15 protein-coding genes and 2 pseudogenes are annotated in these 18,505 nt (G+C 70.0%); 11 read left to right on the forward strand and 6 right to left on the reverse strand.

Going from position 1 to position 18,505, the window contains the following annotated elements; translation table 11 throughout:
• The first annotated feature begins 437 nt into the window (after positions 1–437).
• Positions 438–3,113: an ATP/GTP-binding protein gene (locus Sdia_RS17035; RefSeq protein WP_189500873.1), complete on the forward strand. Its 2,676-nt coding sequence runs from the start codon at positions 438–440 to the stop codon at positions 3,111–3,113.
• A gap of 136 nt (positions 3,114–3,249) precedes the next feature.
• A complete protein-coding gene (locus tag Sdia_RS17040) occupies positions 3,250–3,867 on the forward strand; it encodes a hypothetical protein (RefSeq protein WP_185392601.1) in 618 nt (205 codons plus the stop codon).
• A 68-nt stretch (positions 3,868–3,935) separates the two neighbouring features.
• Here the strand turns inward: Sdia_RS17040 and Sdia_RS17045 are convergent, their stop codons facing one another.
• From Sdia_RS17045 to Sdia_RS17055, 4 genes and pseudogenes are all read right to left on the reverse strand, one after another.
• On the reverse strand, positions 3,936–5,054 hold the full coding sequence (locus Sdia_RS17045; RefSeq protein ID WP_185392599.1) for a TniQ family protein: 1,119 nt from the start codon (positions 5,052–5,054) through the stop codon (positions 3,936–3,938).
• Between the two features lie 23 nt (positions 5,055–5,077).
• On the reverse strand, positions 5,078–5,623 hold the full coding sequence (locus Sdia_RS30210; protein ID WP_229831661.1) for a hypothetical protein: 546 nt from the start codon (positions 5,621–5,623) through the stop codon (positions 5,078–5,080).
• A 163-nt stretch (positions 5,624–5,786) separates the two neighbouring features.
• Positions 5,787–6,251: pseudogene (locus Sdia_RS30760) on the reverse strand (TniQ family protein); the annotation flags it as partial.
• A gap of 7 nt (positions 6,252–6,258) precedes the next feature.
• A complete protein-coding gene (locus Sdia_RS17055; protein ID WP_185392595.1) occupies positions 6,259–6,513 on the reverse strand; it encodes a helix-turn-helix domain-containing protein in 255 nt (84 codons plus the stop codon).
• Positions 6,514–6,734: 221 nt separating this feature from the next.
• Between Sdia_RS17055 and Sdia_RS17065 the strand changes: the two are divergent.
• The 3 genes and pseudogenes from Sdia_RS17065 to Sdia_RS17075 all read left to right on the forward strand — a co-directional run bounded on the left by Sdia_RS17065 (position 6,735) and on the right by Sdia_RS17075 (position 12,521).
• Positions 6,735–8,447, forward strand: a pseudogene (locus Sdia_RS17065) (TniQ family protein).
• The gene (locus tag Sdia_RS17070) at positions 8,444–9,220 is read left to right on the forward strand and encodes a TnsA-like heteromeric transposase endonuclease subunit (protein WP_189500881.1); all 777 of its coding nucleotides are present in this window, start codon (positions 8,444–8,446) and stop codon (positions 9,218–9,220) included. Before Sdia_RS17065 ends, Sdia_RS17070 begins: the two are co-directional and overlap by 4 nt.
• Before the next feature lie 223 nt (positions 9,221–9,443).
• Positions 9,444–12,521, forward strand: a complete 3,078-nt coding sequence (locus tag Sdia_RS17075) for a TniB family NTP-binding protein (RefSeq protein ID WP_189500883.1) — start codon at positions 9,444–9,446, stop codon at positions 12,519–12,521.
• 587 nt (positions 12,522–13,108) lie between these two features.
• Here Sdia_RS17075 and Sdia_RS17080 read toward each other — a convergent pair.
• Both Sdia_RS17080 and Sdia_RS17085 read right to left on the reverse strand, forming a co-directional pair.
• Complete coding sequence (locus Sdia_RS17080) at positions 13,109–13,705, reverse strand: ATP/GTP-binding protein (protein ID WP_229831662.1); 597 nt, start codon at positions 13,703–13,705, stop codon at positions 13,109–13,111.
• A gap of 338 nt (positions 13,706–14,043) precedes the next feature.
• A complete protein-coding gene (locus Sdia_RS17085; RefSeq protein WP_124288595.1) occupies positions 14,044–14,421 on the reverse strand; it encodes a hypothetical protein in 378 nt (125 codons plus the stop codon).
• A gap of 412 nt (positions 14,422–14,833) precedes the next feature.
• On the opposite strand from Sdia_RS17085, the gene Sdia_RS17090 reads away from it, so the two are divergent.
• The 6 genes from Sdia_RS17090 (at position 14,834) to Sdia_RS30215 (ending at position 18,467) form a co-directional block, all read left to right on the forward strand.
• On the forward strand, positions 14,834–15,655 hold the full coding sequence (locus tag Sdia_RS17090; RefSeq protein WP_189500885.1) for a hypothetical protein: 822 nt from the start codon (positions 14,834–14,836) through the stop codon (positions 15,653–15,655).
• Positions 15,656–15,757: 102 nt separating this feature from the next.
• Positions 15,758–15,982: a hypothetical protein gene (locus Sdia_RS17095; RefSeq protein WP_185392586.1), complete on the forward strand. Its 225-nt coding sequence runs from the start codon at positions 15,758–15,760 to the stop codon at positions 15,980–15,982.
• An 83-nt stretch (positions 15,983–16,065) separates the two neighbouring features.
• Positions 16,066–17,007 (forward strand): conjugal transfer protein, encoded by a 942-nt coding sequence (locus tag Sdia_RS17100; protein WP_185392585.1) that lies wholly within the window; start codon positions 16,066–16,068, stop codon positions 17,005–17,007.
• Between the two features lies 1 nt (position 17,008).
• Entirely contained in the window at positions 17,009–17,290 is a 282-nt protein-coding gene (locus Sdia_RS17105; RefSeq protein WP_100458094.1) for a hypothetical protein, read from the forward strand.
• A complete protein-coding gene (locus Sdia_RS17110) occupies positions 17,287–17,811 on the forward strand; it encodes a hypothetical protein (protein ID WP_124288596.1) in 525 nt (174 codons plus the stop codon). The genes Sdia_RS17105 and Sdia_RS17110 overlap by 4 nt, the downstream gene beginning before the upstream one ends.
• A 53-nt stretch (positions 17,812–17,864) precedes the next feature.
• Positions 17,865–18,467, forward strand: coding sequence for a hypothetical protein (locus Sdia_RS30215; protein ID WP_229831663.1), 603 nt, complete (start codon positions 17,865–17,867; stop codon positions 18,465–18,467).
• Positions 18,468–18,505: the final 38 nt, after the last annotated feature.

The following is an 18,505-nucleotide window of genomic DNA, read 5'->3' on the forward strand; positions in this document are numbered from 1 at the left end:
TAAGGCCTGTCTCTCAGGATCGCTGAACGGGACATGTCGCCTGGCCCCTTGGCCGAGGGCAAGGCGCGTAGGCCGACGGACCGGATTGGGTAGCGGTCGCAAGCCTGGTGACGCGGCAATTCCCCTGTTGCACTTAGATCGTGACCAGGAGTCACCGGCCGTCCAACTAGAACATATGCCAGATGCACGGGATATGGTGTGCGTCACGTTTCGTGACGCTGGGGGTCCGAGTGGGGGCAATCCGTAGCTGCGGGAAGGCATCCTTGCAGCTCAGGCGCGCACACCGTTCCACGAGCTAGATCAGGCCATTTCGCGCACCGCACCAGGCGTCTTGCCGAGCGTGCTTCCTCGCCCGGGGCAGTGTGGCATGCTTGCGGTCTTGCCCGGCACTGTTCAAAGGAGCATAGATTGGCTCCAGTTGATCGTCAGGGGGCGTGGTGGCAGGGCGGGATCTTCGAACGCTGTTCAGCTCGAATGACCGGAGTATCTCCGCGAACGAGGCGTTCACTAACCGGCAGGCGCAGTGGCAGGCGGTGACCACCGGCCTCGCCGAACACCTGCGCCGGGTGAACAGGGCGGGCTTTGACGTGGAGGACCTGGAAAGTCCGCGCCGTAACATCCTCGTCTTCCACGGGGTGGGAGGCATCGGCAAGTCCACCCTGTCCCGGAAGGTCGAGGCGTCGCTCGTCCACAGCGAGCACCGCCCCGCGCAGTGGGACTCGCCCTCGCTTGACCAGGAGCGGGTGCTCCCGGTCCGTATCGATCTCGCACGCTCGGCGGGCATGGACTTCGAGCGCGTCATCCTCACCATCCGCCTCGCCCTTGCCACGCTGGGACGGCCGATGCCCGCCTTCGACCTCGCCCTGCGCCGCTACTGGGAGCACAACCACCCCGGCGAGCCGATCGAGGACTACCTGCGCCGGGGCGGGCTGCTGAGCCGCTTCAGCGCCGCTGCCGCCCTGCCGCAGCAGATGCAGTCCGCCCTCAGCGACGTCGCCCAGGCCCTGCTCCTGCCCGGCACCGTGGGAGGGGCGCTCGGCCACGGGGCCGGCGCCCTCGTCAAGGCCCTGCGCGAGCGGCGCCAGGCGGTACGGGCCCTCGCCGGCTGCGGGCGGCTGGCGGATCTCCTTCAGGCCGAGCCCGACCTGGACGCCCTCAGCTTCTACCCGCACCTTCTCGCCTGGGACCTGGCCCAGTTACCGAAGGACAAGACGGTGCTTCCAGTGATCTTGCTGGACACCTTCGAGGACACCGGCGACCGCACGCACCGCGACTTCGAGCGCCTGCTCCAGCGCATCGTGTGGCTGATGCCTAACGCGTTCTTCGTGGTCACCGGGCGCAACCGGCTCCAGTGGGCGCACAGGAGTCTGGAAGGCCAGCTCGACTGGACCGGTCCGGACGCCTGGCCCGGCCTGGTCACCGGCACCACCGCGCAGACCACGCCCCAGTCGGGCGGCCGTCAGGTCCTGATCGGAGACTTCTCCCGCGAAGACTGCGAGGACTACCTCGCCCGCAGGGTCAGCCGGGACGGGAGGCCGCTGATCGACGATGCGGTCCGCCGGATCATCGCCGAGCGCTCGCACGGACTGCCCCTGTACCTGGACCTGTCGGTCATGCGCTACCTGGACCTGCGGCGAGGCGGTCTGCAGCCGCGCGTCGCTGACTTCGACCACGACTTCCCCGCCTTGATCGCCCGTACCCTCAGCGACCTGAGCAGCGAGGAGCGTCACGTACTGCGCTCTGTCAGTCTGCTCAGCGCCTTCTCCATACCCCTGGCCACCGAGGTCGCCGGCATGGACCACGACGCGCCCGCCCTGCGGCTGACCGAGCGCCCCTTCGTCCGGGAGTCGGCCTCCGGCACCTGGCCCTTCCACGTCCACGACCTCATCCGTTCCGCCATCCGCAACGCGGACGACGCGAGCGACGACCGCTGGTCGGACGAGGACTGGCAGCGCGCGGCCCAGCGCGCCTTCCGCGCTCTGGAAGCACAGTGGCGCCAGGACCCGCGACGCGACCGCACCGTCCTGGTCGGCTGCCTCCAGCAGGGGCTCGCCCTCGCTCGGGACTTCGACCTCGATCTCGACTGGCTCGCCGATGCCGCGTTCCAGTACGTGGAAGACTTCATATGGGAACCCCTCGCACCCCCCGCGGCACGCGACACGGAGCAAGGCGGCCTGCGCACAGCCGCGAATGCCCTGGTGGAGACGCTCAGCGCCATCGCCCGCCGTCAGCATGAGCACCGTGAACGAACCGTCAGTCGGCTCTCGGCCGTCCTGGCATCCAGGCTGCTCCCCGAGGATCTCGTCGAGCTCGCCACGTACTACCTTGCCAAGGCCCAGCGCGACCTCGGACTGACCGACGACTCGCGCCGGGGCATGCAGCGCGTCGCCGAGGCCGGAGGCCGCCTGGCCCTTGCCGCAGGACGCGGCCTGGCACACCTCAGCCGCCTGTCGGGAGACTTTCCTGCGGCCATGGAAGCCGCCGGGCGACTGGGCTGGCCGGGGCGCCACCAGCGGGTGCTGGGCGACGTGTGGTGGGTGCAGGGAGACATGGACCGGGCGGCAGCCGCCTACCTGGCCGACCGCAGCGAGGCGGAACAGCACGCAGTCGCAGGCGAGAGGGCGATGGTCCAGGCGCATCTTGCCTTCGCCGTCGCCTTCACCGATCCCCTGCGGGCCGATGACGAACTCGACCTGGCCGAGCGGCTGCTGTCGCCCCTCAGCCTGCGCTCCACCGAGCTGACCGCACGTATCGCCGCCCTCGTACGCGATGCCGGGTTCGCCGCAGACCTGCCGGGGCGGGCCGCTGTCCTTCTCGCCGAGATCGGCGTCTCCGGCGTCTCCTACGCCGCAGCCAAGCTCCAACTGGCCCTGTGCTTCCACCACGCCGTCCTCGCTGCCCACAACGATCTCGCGGCCGGCATCGCCCGCCTGCGCGAGCTCACGCAGAGCGGCGACTACACCTACTACGTCGACATCGCGCACTTCATGGCCGGCCTCCCGCTCCCCGAACAGTCCGCGCGGGCACGGTGGATCGACGGGGAAGGGCGCACCCGCGAGCGGTGGCGGAACATCGTGATCAGGCGCCGTCAGCTCCTGGACACTGCCCGCTGACAGACGACGATCGCGCGCCGGGCAGACGGCATCCGGGCCGTCTGCGACCAGGAGTTCGTCCGCCCGCGGTCTCGGACCAGGCGCATATGGTCCCTCGAATGGCGATGGTGCGGAAGTGCGACCGGAAGGGAGTGGCGTGGAGAATCGGTTCGCGGGCGGCTGCGCGTCGTGCTCGGTGTGGGTGTCGGCGGGCGGCGGGTTTCTCGGCAAGGGTCTCGAGGGAGGCTGGGAAGTGCGGTGTGCGACCTGCCAGTACGTGGATGAGCGTGCTGCGGCCGACGACTTCGACCCGGAGGTCATCGAGCTGCCGACGGTGCCGCCGCCCGGCAGCGCCACCACCGTGGCCCTGCGCGTCCTCACGCTGAGCCGGGAGTGCTGGGCCTGCGGAAAGGACACGGTGTGTCTGATCGGCCTGTACCCGCAGCGGCCCGGCCGCGGCTTCGCCGGGCTGTTCACCACGGACAACGCCAGAACGATGGCGCTGGTGCGGCGGCTGCTCCAGCAGCACGGTCATGGTCCTCTGGCCGCGACCGTCAAGAGTCGCTACAGCAGGACCATGCGCGAGCGGCAGTTGTCCAACGGATGCGGTCACTGCGACGCGCTGCAGGGCAACTTCCCCGTCCACGACGAGGCAATGGGCCGCGTCGCCGCGGGCGGCGTGGACGGGCTGGACACGTTGTTGATCGCGTCTTGCCCGGTGCTGGAGTGGCAGGCCATCGTCCACGACAACAGCGGCGGCGTGATAGCCATCTGAGACGGCCGCTCCAGATCGTCCTGTTCTCGCCAAGTGGTCCTCGGCGACGGGAACGGGCAGTTTGCGGATCACTGCGCAGGACGGTGCACCTTGCGCGCGATGGCCTCGTACGCGCCGATGCCGATCGCACGGCGAGCGAGCTGTGCATACCGGGGGCTGGCCCGGACCCAGTCGGTGCGGTCAAAGGCGAAGGACCGCTCACGCCGCTGCGGCCCGTCGGAGGGGAGTACGGGAGCGAGAACGGCTGACGGGTCCGCCGAGGTGACCATGTGGTGGGCGATCCGAACGCCCGCGGCCATCAGCAGCGGGTCGAACGGATCCTTCGTCCCCCACACTCCGTAGACATATGCGTAGGGAAGCCCGTCCCGTCTCGTCGCGAACTTGCCGAAGCGTCTGCGTACCGCGGGGTCGGCGTCCTCCAGGTGCTCCAGACGTCCGAAGCGCAGGGCAACGGCCACCATCGTGCGCAAGTCGGTGAGAGCCTGCCGGGCAGCGGCACCGCAGTGGGCCGGTGCGTCGAGGAGACCGTTCACGTACTGCTGTGCGGCAGACACGCGGGTGTCCTCAACGGCGATAGCACGGGCTGTGCCCAGATCGGCCCCGCACCGGCGGCTGTAGCCCTCCGTATGGCCCGGATGGCTGCGAGAAGGGCGGGACCCGGCCTGTATCAGAGCAGTGCAACCGGATGTGAGAGGGCCGCGCCTGGGCGCGACGGCGTTCTGGCATGCCGGGCAGACGCCTGTCAGATAGCAGTGGTGCCGGGGGCACGTGAACGTCCATGGCAGGTGCCAGTCGATCGACCACCGCCCGTGCTCGCGCACGCACGTGGGGCAGTAGGCGATGAACTGGCGGTAGACGAACTGCCTGGACAGCATCCCCTGCGGAGACACGGGCCTCAGCTCGTCCGGGGACGGGACATCCGCCCCCAGAGCGGCGGGCTGATAGCGCCGCAGGGTGAGGCGGAGGGAAGCAGCCGGCTGGATGCCGGTAGCGGCTTGGATGCGGGCGGCGGTGGCGTCCGAGATCCAGTGGGTCAGGTTCTGCAGCTGTGAACCGGTGGAAGGGCCGGCGGCCATCAGCCCGAGGGCAGCGGCGGTGCGCGAGCGGGTGAGGCCGAGCGCGGCGGTGTTGTGGTCGACCCAGCTGAGCAGGGCCTCGTCCGGCAGCGGCAGTTGGACCAGTGCCATACGGCGGGGCATCCCGATGCCCATCAGCGCTCGCACAGGACTGTGGCGGAGGCCGCGGTGGGAGAGCGTCGCTTCAGTGACGGGGCGAGGCCGGGGCCGGAGTATTTGGCCACGTCCATGACGGTCTCGATTCGGGCGGTGTTCTCACGGGTGGCAAAGCGCAAAGGACTACTGTGCCACGCCCTGCGCAGCGCGACGATCGCGGTCGAATGGGGATCACGGGACAGACCCGCCACCGCGTCGGCCGCCGCCAGGGGGTCCTCGCCGAAGACGATGCGGGCGGCCGTGCGGATCACCGCCGCGTGGACCAGCACGGGCAGTCCCCGCAGCTCCGCGGACGTGAAACGGCGACCGGCCGTACCGTCGTGGGCCCGGCAGTAATCCGCGAAGGCCTCGCGCACCACGGCGTCGGCGCCGTCGAGGTGCTCGGGGTGCGCGGTGAACAGGGCGAGGCAGGCCATTGCCCACAGGTCCTGGAAGAGGCCGAAGGGCTCTGGGCGCTGCTCTGCGGGGGCGTGCAGCGCGTCCCAGAGCCGCTGCTGGAGCGCGAGGAGTTCGTTGTCCTGCACGGGGACAGTGGGCAACTCCCGCGCAGGGGCGCTGCATTGTCCCCACTGCGTGCTGTTCGGCAGAGGTGTGCGGTGGGGTGCGTCGAGTACAGGATTGGTGCGGTGTGCGGTGTGCGGTGAACGCCCGTCCGCAGGTGGGACAGGCCTCGACGAGGTAGCAGCGATGGGTGGGGCAGACGAAGACCCAGGGCAGTTGCCAGGCCAGCAGCCAGCGTCCGCCGGAGATGTCCGCGCAGCGCGGGCACAGTCGCAGCGCGTTCGGGTCGATCCACCACTTCAGCAGCGTGTGGCGGGTCGTCTCGTCCACCCAGCGTGAGCCGAGCGGGTGCAGCACGGTGCCGCGATAGCGGTGCCAGAACATCTCGGCGACCTGGGACTCGGTGAGCGCCGTTGCGGCCCGGATCCTGGCGACCTTCGCGGCATGAGGGTGATACAGCGCCGAGCCGTGCGCCAGCGGGTAGAGGGACCCCTCACCCGCCAGGACGCCGGTGATCTGCGCGGTCTGCGGGCGGGTGAGGCCGCCGTGCTCGGCGGACATGATGTTCAGCCAGCTCAGCAGGGCTTCCCCCGGCAAGGGTTCGACGACCAGCGCGAGGCGTCTGGGCAGTCCGAGGTCCTGTTTGCTCAACGGGGTTCTACGCGGTGAGCGGCCGGCCGACGTTGTCGGGCAGCAGTTCGTGCACGGAGACGCCGAGCCCGTCGGCGATGGCGTACAGGCGGTCCACCGAGACGCTGTGCCGGGCGCTTTCCACCTCGGCGTAGAAGGAGCGGTCCAGCCCGGCGGCCTTGGCGGCGGCGGTCTGTGTCAGCCCTGCTCGTATGCGTACCTCGCGCACGCGGTGCCCGAAGGCGATGCGGCGCTCAGCGGCGAGGTCACTGGTGGTCGGCACAGGAAAACGGTAATGCATCCATGTGTAGGATATATCCTACAAAGCGGTGCGGGGAGGCCGCTGAGCTGTGCTTTTACGGGGGGTGGGGTGTGTCCGCAGCGGAGTCCTTGCGTGTCTCGGCACCGTCATCCGTGCCGCGGCCGGACCATGTCGCCGAGTCGGCGGTCCGGAGCGGTCCTCCGCGTGCTCTGCCCACCGCCGGGCCGCGACGGATGGCCCTGGTGGGTCTGCCGGAGGAAGGCGAGGCGCTTGCCTCGTGGGTGGACCGGCTGGCCGCTGATCACATGGTGCCGCCCGGAATGATCGGCCAGGCACTCGGGCTGCAGGCCCGGACCACCATCGGGGCCGAATTCCATCCCGTGTTCTACGGCATCGTCCCCACCCTCATCACGCTGGCCCATATCCGTCAGGCGACCGGGATCCGCCCCGCGGCGGTCCAGGCGATGCACCTGTCCCGCTACGCGGGCACGGCCTTGGACCTGAGCGGCATCGACCTCGCGGACGAGCGGTCCGTGAACGCGATCAACCGGCAGGGATAGGCCCTGCTGTTCGCGTCCCGGGCCTGTCCGCCCTGCCTGGCCGAGAGCGGGGGCGTGTGGCAGCTGGCCTGGCGGCTGGGGGCGGTAGCCGTGTGCCCCGTGCACCGGGTACGGCTGGTGGAGATATGCCCGCGGTGCGGGATCCGGCTGCGGCAGGGGCTGCGGAGCCGCTCGCGCGGCCTGTCGAAGCGGTTCCGCACCGACCCGGTCCTCTGCGGCAACTTCCACGCGGGAACCCGCTGCCCCCAGGACATCCGCGATCTTCCCGCCGAGCTGCTGCCGCCCCAGCTCGCCACCTGGCAGAGCCGCATCCTGAAGGTCGCCGACGGCGATACGCCCCGGATCGGCGGCCAGGCGGTGAGCGGCTGGGAATGGTTCACCGCCCTGTCCTCCCTGGCCGCGGTCATCCGCTTCGCCGCTCCGCTCTGCCCGCTGGTGGACACCCTGGCGGTGCCCGAGAGCGCCCGCCGGGAACTGGCCACCGCGACGAGCCGGCGGTCGGCGGGCGGCTTCGCCTCCGCCCTGCGCACGATGCCCCCGAGCGTGGAGCTGACCCTCGCGGTGCTGGCCGCCGTCGAGCCGGTCCTCAGCGCGACCAGCCCGGATGCTGTCGCAGAGGCCATGGAGCCGTGGGCGAAAGCGGCCGTGGCCCGCCGCCGCAAGGTCAAGCACAACCCGCTGCGCAACCTTCCCTTGCCCGGCCCCTTGTCCCGGGCGTACGAACAGGCCATCCCGCCGCTGTCTAGGGTCGCCGGAGCGGCGCGTACCGTCACCGTCCCCGCGGTGCTCAGCCTTGATCACATTCCGCAGCTGCTCGACGAGGGCGACTACACCGATCTCGTCGAGCGGCACCTGCCGGGCACCGCACCGGCCAGCGGGCGGCGCCTGGCCGCACTGGCCCTGGCCCGCCTGGCCGGTGCGGACAGTTGGGCCGCCGCCGCCCGCGCCCTGGAGATGGACGCGCACAGGGCTGCCCGGGTCGCCGATGTGGTCGTGCGCCGCATCACCGACACCGGCACGTTCTGGCAGGCGATCGCCCAGGCCGGAGCGCGGCTGCTGCGGCGCGGAGCGGTCGACTACGCCCGCCGCCGCCGCGTCCTGGCCCACCTTCACGAGATCCCGCACCCCGTGCTGTTCGCCGCCTACCGCCCCCTGGGCCTGCCCGTCACCCCCCGCCGTCAACGCAGCGCGGCGATCTGGGTGTGGACGACCCTGACCGGCGGCGACGCCCGTGACGCCCCCGCGTACGCCGCCGACAGCCACGCGAACACCGAATCGGTGGCCGAGAACTGGCGCCGCTTCCGCACCCGCCTCCCGCCGTCCGTCGCCGACGCCCTGACCGCGTACGGCACGGACCTTCTGACCCGACACCCCCACCAAGGAGCAGACTTGTGAGCCCTCCGTCTGCCCGTACGCGACCGCTGCGCCGGATCGTCCCGTCATCGGCACAGGTACGGCTGACCGTCACCAGCCTCGATGCCGGCACCGACATACCGGTCACCCGCACGCTGGACCAGGCCGCCGAGGTGGCGTTCGAACACTGCCCGCCGATCCGGCGCATCCCGCACTACATCGGGCAGAAGCACACCCCCGGCTGGTTCTGGTCCGCCACCACCAGCACTCTGCTGGGCTACGAGAGCTACCTGGAGTCGCAGTGGCTGACGCTGTACGACTTCGACAAGGACATCGTCGGCATCTCCACCCAGTCCCTGATCTTCGACGGGGTCGGCGTGGGCGAGGTGTGGGAACACACCCCGGACGTCTTCTGCCGCCGCTCCGACGGCACCGCGCTGCTGGTCGACGTCAAGAACCCCCGCCTCCTGGGCCACCCCGACGTCCTCCTACAGGCGAGACGCACCCGTGAGGCGTGCGAGGAACTCGGCTGGGACTACCACCTGGTGGGCGACGTCGAGGCCCAGCGATTCGCCAACATCTCCTGGCTCGCCGGCTACCGCCGCCCCCTGTACGCCGGGGCCGATCTCGCCGACCGGCTGATCGCCCTGGCTGAGCGGCCGGTGGCCGCCGAGCAACTGCTCAGCTTCATGGACGAGCCGGACCTCGCCTTCCCCGTGCTGTGCCACCTGCTGTGGCATCACCGCCTGATCTGCAACCTCGATGCGCCCCTGCGGGCCTCCACTGCCATAACCGCCGCGAAGGACCTCTCATGACCACCGCCCCCGGCCCCCGGCCGCCGCCCGCCTGAAGCTGAGCGACTGGATCGAATGGGAGGACGAATCCCACCAGGTGATCGGCTTCCTCGACACCGCTGTACGGCTGCGCTCCCAGGGCGGTTCTTTCCAGATCGTCCTTACCGCCGAACTGCTCGCCGATCCCACCTTCCGCACTGCCGATGCCGCCGCAGGTCCCGAGGTCCCCGTGCGGGAGAACGTGGTGACCCTCAGTCCCGGCGCCCTCCTGGACGGTCTTCCCGACACCGAGATCGAACGCGTCACCGAGCTCGAGGGCCATCTGCTTGAAGCCACCACCGGCTACCGGTCCGTGACCGCGCAGGCCGAGGGCGCCGACCCGCACCCTGATTTCCACCCCGATCTCCCCGCGCGTCAGCGCATCGCCCGCAAGGCGAAGGAACTGGGGATGACCGACCGGCGGTTGTGGGATGTGCTCGGCGCATGGCGGGCGGAGGGGCTGTGGGCCCTGGTCGACCGGCGCAAGCACAAGGTCTCCAACCCGCTCGCCGGTGTCGACGCCAAGATCATCGAGGCGATCCTCGACCAGCACGCCGCCGAGATCGAGGACTCCACGGGCACCCTCGACCGCTTCCACCGGCGCGTGCAGAACCGCTTGGACGCCAAGCACGGCGCAGGTGCCGTGCGGCTGCCCTCCCGGGCCACCTTCCACCGCTACACCCAGCTCCTCCTCAAAGGCCGGCACACCTTCGGCGCCTCCACCACCCGCCGCACCACTGCCCAGCAACCCGACCGGATCTTCGGGCACCTGATCGCCCACCGGCCCGGCGAAGTCGTCCTGATGGACTCCACCCCGCTCGACATCCGCGCCTGGGACCCGGCCACCGACACCACCCACGGCGTCGAACTCACCGTGGCCCTCGACCTGGCCACCCGCTCGCTGCTGTCCTGGCGGATCACCCCTGAGGCCACCAAAGCCGTCGACGTCGGTCTGCTGCTGATCGATGCCATGACACCCGAGCCGATGCGGCCCGGCTGGGCCGACCGATTGCGCTACCAGATGGCCCGTATCCCGCTGCCCCGCAAGCTCGACTACCACCAGCGGCTCGCCGACGGTGCCGCACGCCCCGTGGTCTTCCCCGAAACCCTGATCATCGACCACGGCAAGCAGTTCGATTCCGACGTCGTCCACCGCGCCTGCACCCGGCTCGGCATCAATCTGCAACTGGGCCGCAAAGGAAAGCCGACTGACAAACCGCAGGTCGAGGCCGTGTTCGCCACGATCAACAATCAGTTCAGCAAGCACGTCGCCGGTTACAAGGGCAACGACGTCGTTCACCGCGGCAAGAACGTCGAGCAGGCCGCCCGATGGTCGATCCCCGATCTCGAAGATCTCTTTGCCGAATATGTCGTCTCTGTCTACCAGCGCCGCCGCCATGACGGCCTGATCATGCCCGGCTTCCCCGACCTTCGGCTCTCCCCGAACGAGGCGTACTCCCTGGCCGTGGCCCGCAGCGGCTACGTCGCATGCCCGACCGACCCCGAGCTCTACTACGAGTTGTTGCCCATCCAGTGGCGCACCATCCAGCCCTACGGCGTCGAATACCAGTACCTCACCTACGACGCGGACATCCTCTACCGCTATCGCAAGTCCACCTCCCCCTACCCGGGCGGGAAATGGCCGATCCGCATCGACCCGCGCAACGTGCTCCACGCCTACTTCCAGGACCCCGCCGACGGCGCCTGGCACGTACTGCGCTGGACCCACGCCGGTAGCGACCATGTGCCGTTCACCGACGTCACCCTGCGCGAAGCCATCCGCCTGGTGACCGCCCGCCGCGGCAACCCGGACAACCAGGACGAAGTCGCGGACCCCCTACGAGAGTTGCAGAACCGCACCGATGCCCCGGAAACCGGACCACCACCGACCGGCGCAGGCGAGTGCGGGATGCCGAACGCGCCCGCACCGTCGCCCGCGACCAGCACCGCGCCGCCGAGACCGCCCACGAGACAGGCGCCTCCCGCCTGGACAGCCTCCCCTCGCTCAAGGCCGTCCCCGACGTTGATGACGATTCCGACGACGAGGCACCCACTCGGCCGCACCGCTTCGACCTCGGAGACCTCGGCACCCTCCCCGTCTGGTCACCCGGCGACGAGACGCAGGAAGGCTGACATGATCCACCCCGGATTCTCCGAGCCTCGCACCAAAGAGGAATGGCGGGCCTACTTGGCCGCCATCGAACACTCACCGCGGATGCCCGCCATGCCGACCTGGGCCGCCTACCAGGCCATGGACGAAGCCGAGCGGGAAGTCTTCAACGAGGCCCGCGACGACTACCACTCCGCCTTCATCATCTTGCGCACCCCGCCGATGGACCGCATCCACGCGCAGATCACCAAGAAGCTCAAGCTAAACAAGGGTGCCCCGGCCGGGGCACGCCCGGGCATCGTCATCGACGGGCCACCCACGGTCGGCAAGTCCACCCTGGTCAAGACCTTCGCCGCCGACTACGAGATGGGACTGCGCCGCAAGTTCCCCGAACGCTTCGATGCGGCTGGCCCCGACTACATCCCCGTCGTCTACATCAGCGTCCCGGCCGGGGCCACCCCCAAGATGCTCTCCGCCGCCATCGCCGAATACATGAACCTGGAACTCCCCCGTACCGGTGCGACCAGCACCGAAATCACCACCCTGGTCCTCAAAGCCCTGCGCAAGTGCGGCACCCAGCTGGTCATCATCGACGACATCCACTTCCTCGACGTCTCTGCCAAGGACGGCCGCCTGGCCAACGACCACCTCAAGAACCTCGCCAACTTCTGCGCGGCCACCTTCGTCTACACCGGCGTCGAAGTCCTCAAGTCCGGCCTCTTCCTCGAGGGCCGCAGCCCCGTAGATGAGCCGCCCGTGCACACCACGGCGGGCACTACTGAGGGGCCTGCGGGACGCGCCACCCAGACCTCCGGCCGCTTCACCCTGTTCCAGCTCGACCGCTTCAAAATCGACACCCTCACAGCGGCCCGCGAATGGGCCCTCGTCGTGAAGTCCATGGAGGAGGAACTCGGCCTGTTCAAGCACAAGCCCGGCTATCTCGACTGGGAACACCTCCACGACCGCACCGGCGGCAGTATCAACAGCCTCTCGATCCTCATCCGGGAAGCGGCCTTGGACGCGGTGGCTACCGGCAGCGAACGCATCACGAAGAAGATCACGAACCAGATCGTGCTGCCCCGCGCCAGCGAAGAGTTCTACCGCAGCAAGCGCAAGCGCCGCCGGAACCCGCCACCGCCCCAGAGCGCAGAAGGCGAAGCCGAGGCGATCTGACCTCCGCCCGCACGGAAACTGCGCAGGAGCCAGGGGCCGCACCCGGCTCCTGCGCGTTGCTGCCGCTGAGGTGAGGGTGATTCGTCACCCCAGGTGTCACGGACAACAGTCTCCCCGGGAGACGCTGGCACCTCGATACCGCCCTGAGCGAGGGGCGCCACAGGCATGATGCGCGCTGAAGCACTCCGTGAGACAGATTTGCCACCTGCCCGGTTATGCGGGTACTTCAGCGCCCAGGTCGGAAGCCGTGCCCGCTGAAGGACTGGATGACGCCCGACAGCGTTGGACAAAGCGACACGTGCAACAGCCCGTCCCCCGTCGGGCTCGTGTATCGGCCCTGACTCCCGCCCGGCGTCAGGGCCGTCGTCGTGTTCTCAGCGCTGCCGAGGCGGTGGGTCGTCCAGGAGGATGCCGAATTCCTCTGACGCGCTGCTGACCCCAGGGCCCGAAGCGGTGGGAGACAGCGCCGAAGGCTTGCCACCTCTGGAGAGGCTCTCTGGGCGCCCGGCGTCGCCAGCCCGGCCTGCACACGGGAATCGGAGCGGGGCGGGACCGCAGCCCCGCCCCGTTCGCTCAGCGAAGACGACTCAGCGTGTGTTCAGCGCCTTGGCCTCGTTCACGGTCACGGCCACGTCGCTGGCGCGGGTGGTGGTGAGGGTCCCACTGTCCGCGCCGCCACTGGTGACCTCCCAGTCGACGTTCCAGTGCGCGGTCACCTCGACGCTGTGGCTGCCCGGCTTCTCGTAGCGGTGCCCACACGTCGGCGACATCTTCATGCCCTGGTCCGCGGTGTAGGGGGTACCGGGGTCGTTGCAGGTGACCGTGCTGCCGTCGCCCATCTTCCAGACCAGCCGGTCGACCGTGGCGGTCGCGGTCACGGTTACGCTGCCGGCCGACGCCGACTCGGAGGTGGGCCCCCAGGTCGAGGCGGACCGGTCCACCCACATCCACATCGGCATGCCCACCAGGTATTTGCCGTCGCCGCGGGGGGAGGCGATGCTCGGCGGCCGCAACGTCAGCTTCTCCATCGCCTCGCGAGCGAGGACCTCGGGGTCCACGGCCGGCAATTGCGGGCCCTCCACGGATACCACCGAACCGCCCATGAGTTCTCGCCCGTCGCCGGGGCAGGTGACGTTGTACAGCTTGCCAGGGTCGCCGTACTCCCACCCGTCGGGCTTGGTCACGTGCTCGTACTCGCTGGGGTCGGTCGGCTGAGGGTCCCGCAGGCGCCAGTAGCACGCGTCGACGTCATTGAAGGTTCCCAGCTTCGACGAGCAGGGGACCTCTTCGTCGCCGATGGCACACCCCCGAGACCCGCCCCCGCCGCCGCTGGGCCTACTCGGCTTGCTGCCGCCGCCTCCGCTCCCGCCCTTGCCCGGGTCCGTCGCGGACAGGTCGCAGTCGAGGACCTTCGGAGGACACTGAACCCCGCCACCGGAACCGTCGGCCGTGGCATGACTCGATGCCGCGAACGCCAGAGCGAGAGCCGTGCCGCCGCAGACGGCCACCGCGCGGAGCCCCCTCAGCACGTCTCGTCCCGCTCGATCGTGTGGGTGAAGAAGCGCCAGTCGCCAGCCTTGTTCTGGAAGGCTTCCGCCTTCATCACATGCCGACGGTCACCGGAGGTCTTCTTCTTGATGACCTCCCCCGTCTCGGCGTCGACCTCGTCGTACCTGCTGGAGTCGGCGCAGTCCTCGACCGTCGCACTGGCAGGGTCAGCGTCCAGGTCGATCTTGACGACCTCCGGGTCACGCTTGACGGTTCCCCGCATCACCGTCTTCTGCTGCTGGTGGTAGAAGAGCGTCGCGCTGATGTCGGACAGCGCCTTGTGCGTGGCGTACTTCTCCAGCTCCGGGTCGAGCTTGGCCGTGGCGTACGTCCGTGCCTCCGCAGTCGTCATCTCCTTGTAGGCCCTCAAGACCGACCGCTTCGCCGCCGCGTCCGGGTCAGCCGTCGGCGAGGCCGGCGCGGACGAGCTGCTCGCCGGCGCCGCCACATCCTTCTCCGCACTGCCGCACCCGACGAGCAGCACTGCCGCGAGAGCGGTGGCCCCTGCTCCTGCTGCTGAGCGCCGCATCCTCATGGGCATCCCCCTCGATCACTCGTGATCACGACTCGACCAAGGTAGCCGCATCCGTCGATCGGTCGTGAGCCACCGCCACATCAGCCCCAATCGCTGACCCACGGCCCCTCCGGTCGGCCTCCACGTTTGGGCAACCGCCTGACCTGCACCTTCGGGCGATCGGGTCGGCCTTCGGGTCAGAGACGATGAGGAGAGTCCAGGGCACGAAATCCGAACGAGGGGTCGTGCCGTGGAACAGCGCATCTTTGTCGAACTGAACGCCGAGTGGGCCCTGGTGTGCGCCGAGCCGGTGACCGCCCGGGAGGTCTCCGGGTGGCTCACGGACGCCGGCGTCTTCTGCCCGGACGAGGCCCCCGGCCACCTCGACGACCTCCTCGCGGAGCTGGAGCGCCGGGACCGGTCGAAGGGCATCGAGCACAGCGACCGGTGGCTGGCCACCCTGATCCGCCTCGCCGCCGGCACGGACCGCGAAGCGCAACTGGCCGCCCGCGTGGTCATGCAGGCGATGCTCCCGGGCGCCGTCCGGCTGACCCAACGCCTCATGCGTCCAGAGCGGGACTTCGACGAGGTCGGCCAGGTGGTGATCGCCTGCCTCTACCAGGTGATCCGCACCTACCCGGCCTCCCGCAAGCGGCGGTTCGCGGCCAACCTCATGCTGGAGGCCTTGCACTGGGCCAGCCGCGGGCTCCAGGCCGATGCCGAGCCGGCCGGCGTGACCTGGGCCCCGGAGCTGGCCGCGCTGCCCGGCGACCAGGACGTCCCCGAGGAGGCACACCGGCAGGTCCTCGCCGCCCAGGCCCACGATGTGCTGTCCGAGCACCCGGGCTCCGTCTCCGGCGCCCGCGCGGAACTCCTGGACCTCCTGCTGGGGGGCGTGACCGCCGGCCTCGTCGACATCGAGCGGGCGCGTGTCATCGCCTCCGAGGCGCGCGAGGGCGCCCAAGAGGCGGCGGAGCAGGCAGGAGTGTCCGCGGTGGCCTGGCGCAAGCGGCGCAGCCGCACCGTCAGCCAGCTCCGCACGATCGCGGCCGGCCTGGCCCAGGCAGCGTGACGAAAAAATCTTCCCGCCGCCCGGTCACGTTTCGGGCCGCCCGGCTCCTTGCGTGGATGTGCGTCGGTGTTGGCGCGCCACGAAGGGAGGAGGAGCCGGGCCATGGCGAATGAGACTGGAGCTGAGGAAGACGTCGTCCTGCTGATAGACGCACGACGCGAGCTCAAGGAATTGAGCGCACTGCTGGAGGTCGCCCCGTTCTCGCCGGACGTGGTCAAGGCGATGCGCACCTACCTGGCGAAGGCGGAACCGGTCCGGGACGCGTTCCACCGCTTCTGCGCCCTGCCCTCCGGGACGCTCAGGTCGGCGATCGGCGAGCTGCGATGAGGCGCCGCAGGTTCCCCGGCGGCGACCGGCCCACGCCGAAGGCGAACGCGAAGGCACCGCAGGCCGGTGAAGAAGGCGGCTGGGTGACAGTCTCCTCCGGAGCACTGGCCAACCTCTCCACGGTGATGCGGTGGGGCGCCTGGTCGCTGCTGCTCCTCGGCGTGCTCATGAGCGCGGCCGCCCACCTGCGGCTCTCCAGCCAGCCGCCCCGCACCGCACCCACCCCCGCCCAAGCGGCCCCGGCCTCGGCGGAGGCGGTGGGACCGGGCGGATTCGCCGTGCTGTACGTGGCCGCCTACGTGGAGGCCGGCCGCGGTACAGAAGCATCACTCGCCCGGTTCTTCCCCAACATGCGCAACATCTCGCTGGAGGCGAAGCCGGGCGCCCAGCACGCCGACCAACTCGCGGCCGTCCAGGTGAAGGACGTCTCGGACGGCTACTGGTCGGTCACCGTAGCCGCCCGCATCACCGCTTCCCCTTCCGCACGGGACGACGAGAGCGACAAAGAACAGGCGAAGGAGAAGGAGGAGGACGAGACCGGCGTCCTGCGGTACTTCCAGGTACCGCTCCGCTCCACCGATGGCGACGGCTTCGCAGCCACCACGCTGCCGGCCGAGGTCGGCGCGCCCGAAGCCGGAGACGGCATCGAGCTGGACTACGGCACACCCGTCCCAGGCGACGACAAGGACGAGACGGTCACCACGATCGCCCGCTTCTTCTCCGCCTACCTGGCCGGCGCGGGAGAGCTGGACCGCTACCTGGCGCCCCGCACCGCACTCGACCCGGTCTCACCCGCCCCGTACACCCAGGTGGAAGTCGCCCAGCTCGCCGAACTCAACGGCGACTACCGGCGGAATCTGCCCGCCTCGGACGGAGCGCGCCGCCAACTGCTCGTAGACCTCTGGGCCGCCGCTCCCGACCGCCAGCTACGCCCCCTGACCTACGCCCTCACCCTCACCGCCCGCGACGGCCGCTGGGAGATCGCCGCGCTGAACGCGGCCCCCGTCCTCACCAAGGAGAAATGACATGCAACTGGCCGGGGTCATCAACGGCACCAAAAGCCTTGTCGCCGACCTGAACGAGATCCTCACGGGGCTTCTGCCGCCGCTGGTCGGCACCGCCTTCGTCCTCTTCATCTGGCTAAGCACCAAGTCGCTCGTGAAGGCGTTCCTGGCGTGTATCGCGGCGGGGGCGATCTGGTGGGGCATCAGCAACATGGACTTCCTGCGGGACGAGGTCGGTGAGGACATCGACCGCTCGACCACCTCGGCAGCCCCCTTCTCCGCCGAGCGGGGTGCCGACTCGTGAGCACCCCGCCTCAGGAAGAGGAGACCGACGTCCTCATCGGACGCTGCTACACCCACGCCCGCCGCTTCCCCCTGGTGATGGGACGCCTGCCCGGCGGCGGCCGCCTCTGGGGCGGCCCCTACACGATTCCCCAGGCCATCGTCATCGTCTCCACCGCCGTCCTGCTGATCACGACGCAGGAAATGTGGGCGCACTTCGGCGTGGTGGGCAACGCGGCCATCGCCATCGGCATGCCGTTCACGCTCGGCCTCTTCGTACGGCGCATGCGCATCGACGGCCGCCACCCCTTCGCCGTCCTCGGCAGCCTGCTCGGGCTGATCGGCGCCCCCACAGCCGGCCGGATCGGCGGCCGCCCCGTGCGGCCCCTACGAGCAGGCCGGCCCGTCGCCGGACTCTGCACCGTCTCGTGGCAGCCCGCGCCGGCCCCCAAGACCCCCGGCCAAAACTCCGCGCCCGCGGCCTCGCAGGTGCTGACGGCGGCCGGGGCACTGCTCGCGGCGCGTACGAAGGCGGGGGTGTGACGTGCGCATTCCTGTCCGGCACCTGGCCGGAAACGTCATCTGGACCCTGCAGTGTGTGGGCGATATGGCGGATCGAGGGAGCAGCACAGGTCAACGCCTCGCGCAGGGCGAAGAAACAGCGGCTGGCGACGGTCGAGGCGCTGGTCAAGCAGCTCCGCGGTGAGGCGATGCTCCTGTCGCTGTGCCCGCAGATCAACCCCGCGTCCGTGGTCGAGAAGATGACGCAGGCCGTCGACCTCGCGGCCTCTCCCCGCTACGAGGCCCTCGCGCACACGATGCTGGACCAACTGGAACAGGTCGAACTGACGGGGCGCACCGACTGGCTCGCCGTGCAACTCCCCACCTCCCGGCGGCAGGGCGTCGTCGAGGCACTGCGCGCGGCCCGGGCCGAGGTCGCACTCGAGCTCGGACTCCTGCCCGCCCCGGTGACAGCCCAGCAAGAGGCGGAGCGGCTGTCGCAGGCCGCCGACATCGCCGCCGCCTGGCCCTCGGCCATCACCCGGCGCCCCGCGACCGAGGCCGAGATCATGTGGATCTACGGCCACAGCGCGCGGCGCGGCGTCATCGAACCGCTGCTGCCCGAGGACGGCCCGCAGGCCCGCGGCCGCGGACGGGGAATGGCCGGGCTCGGGCAGGTGATGCTCGCCGAGGGCTGACTTCAGCAGCAGCGGCGCAAGGACGGAAGCCACCCGCC

This window comes from Streptomyces diastaticus subsp. diastaticus, from assembly GCF_011170125.1.
GTDB lineage: Bacteria > Actinomycetota > Actinomycetes > Streptomycetales > Streptomycetaceae > Streptomyces > Streptomyces diastaticus.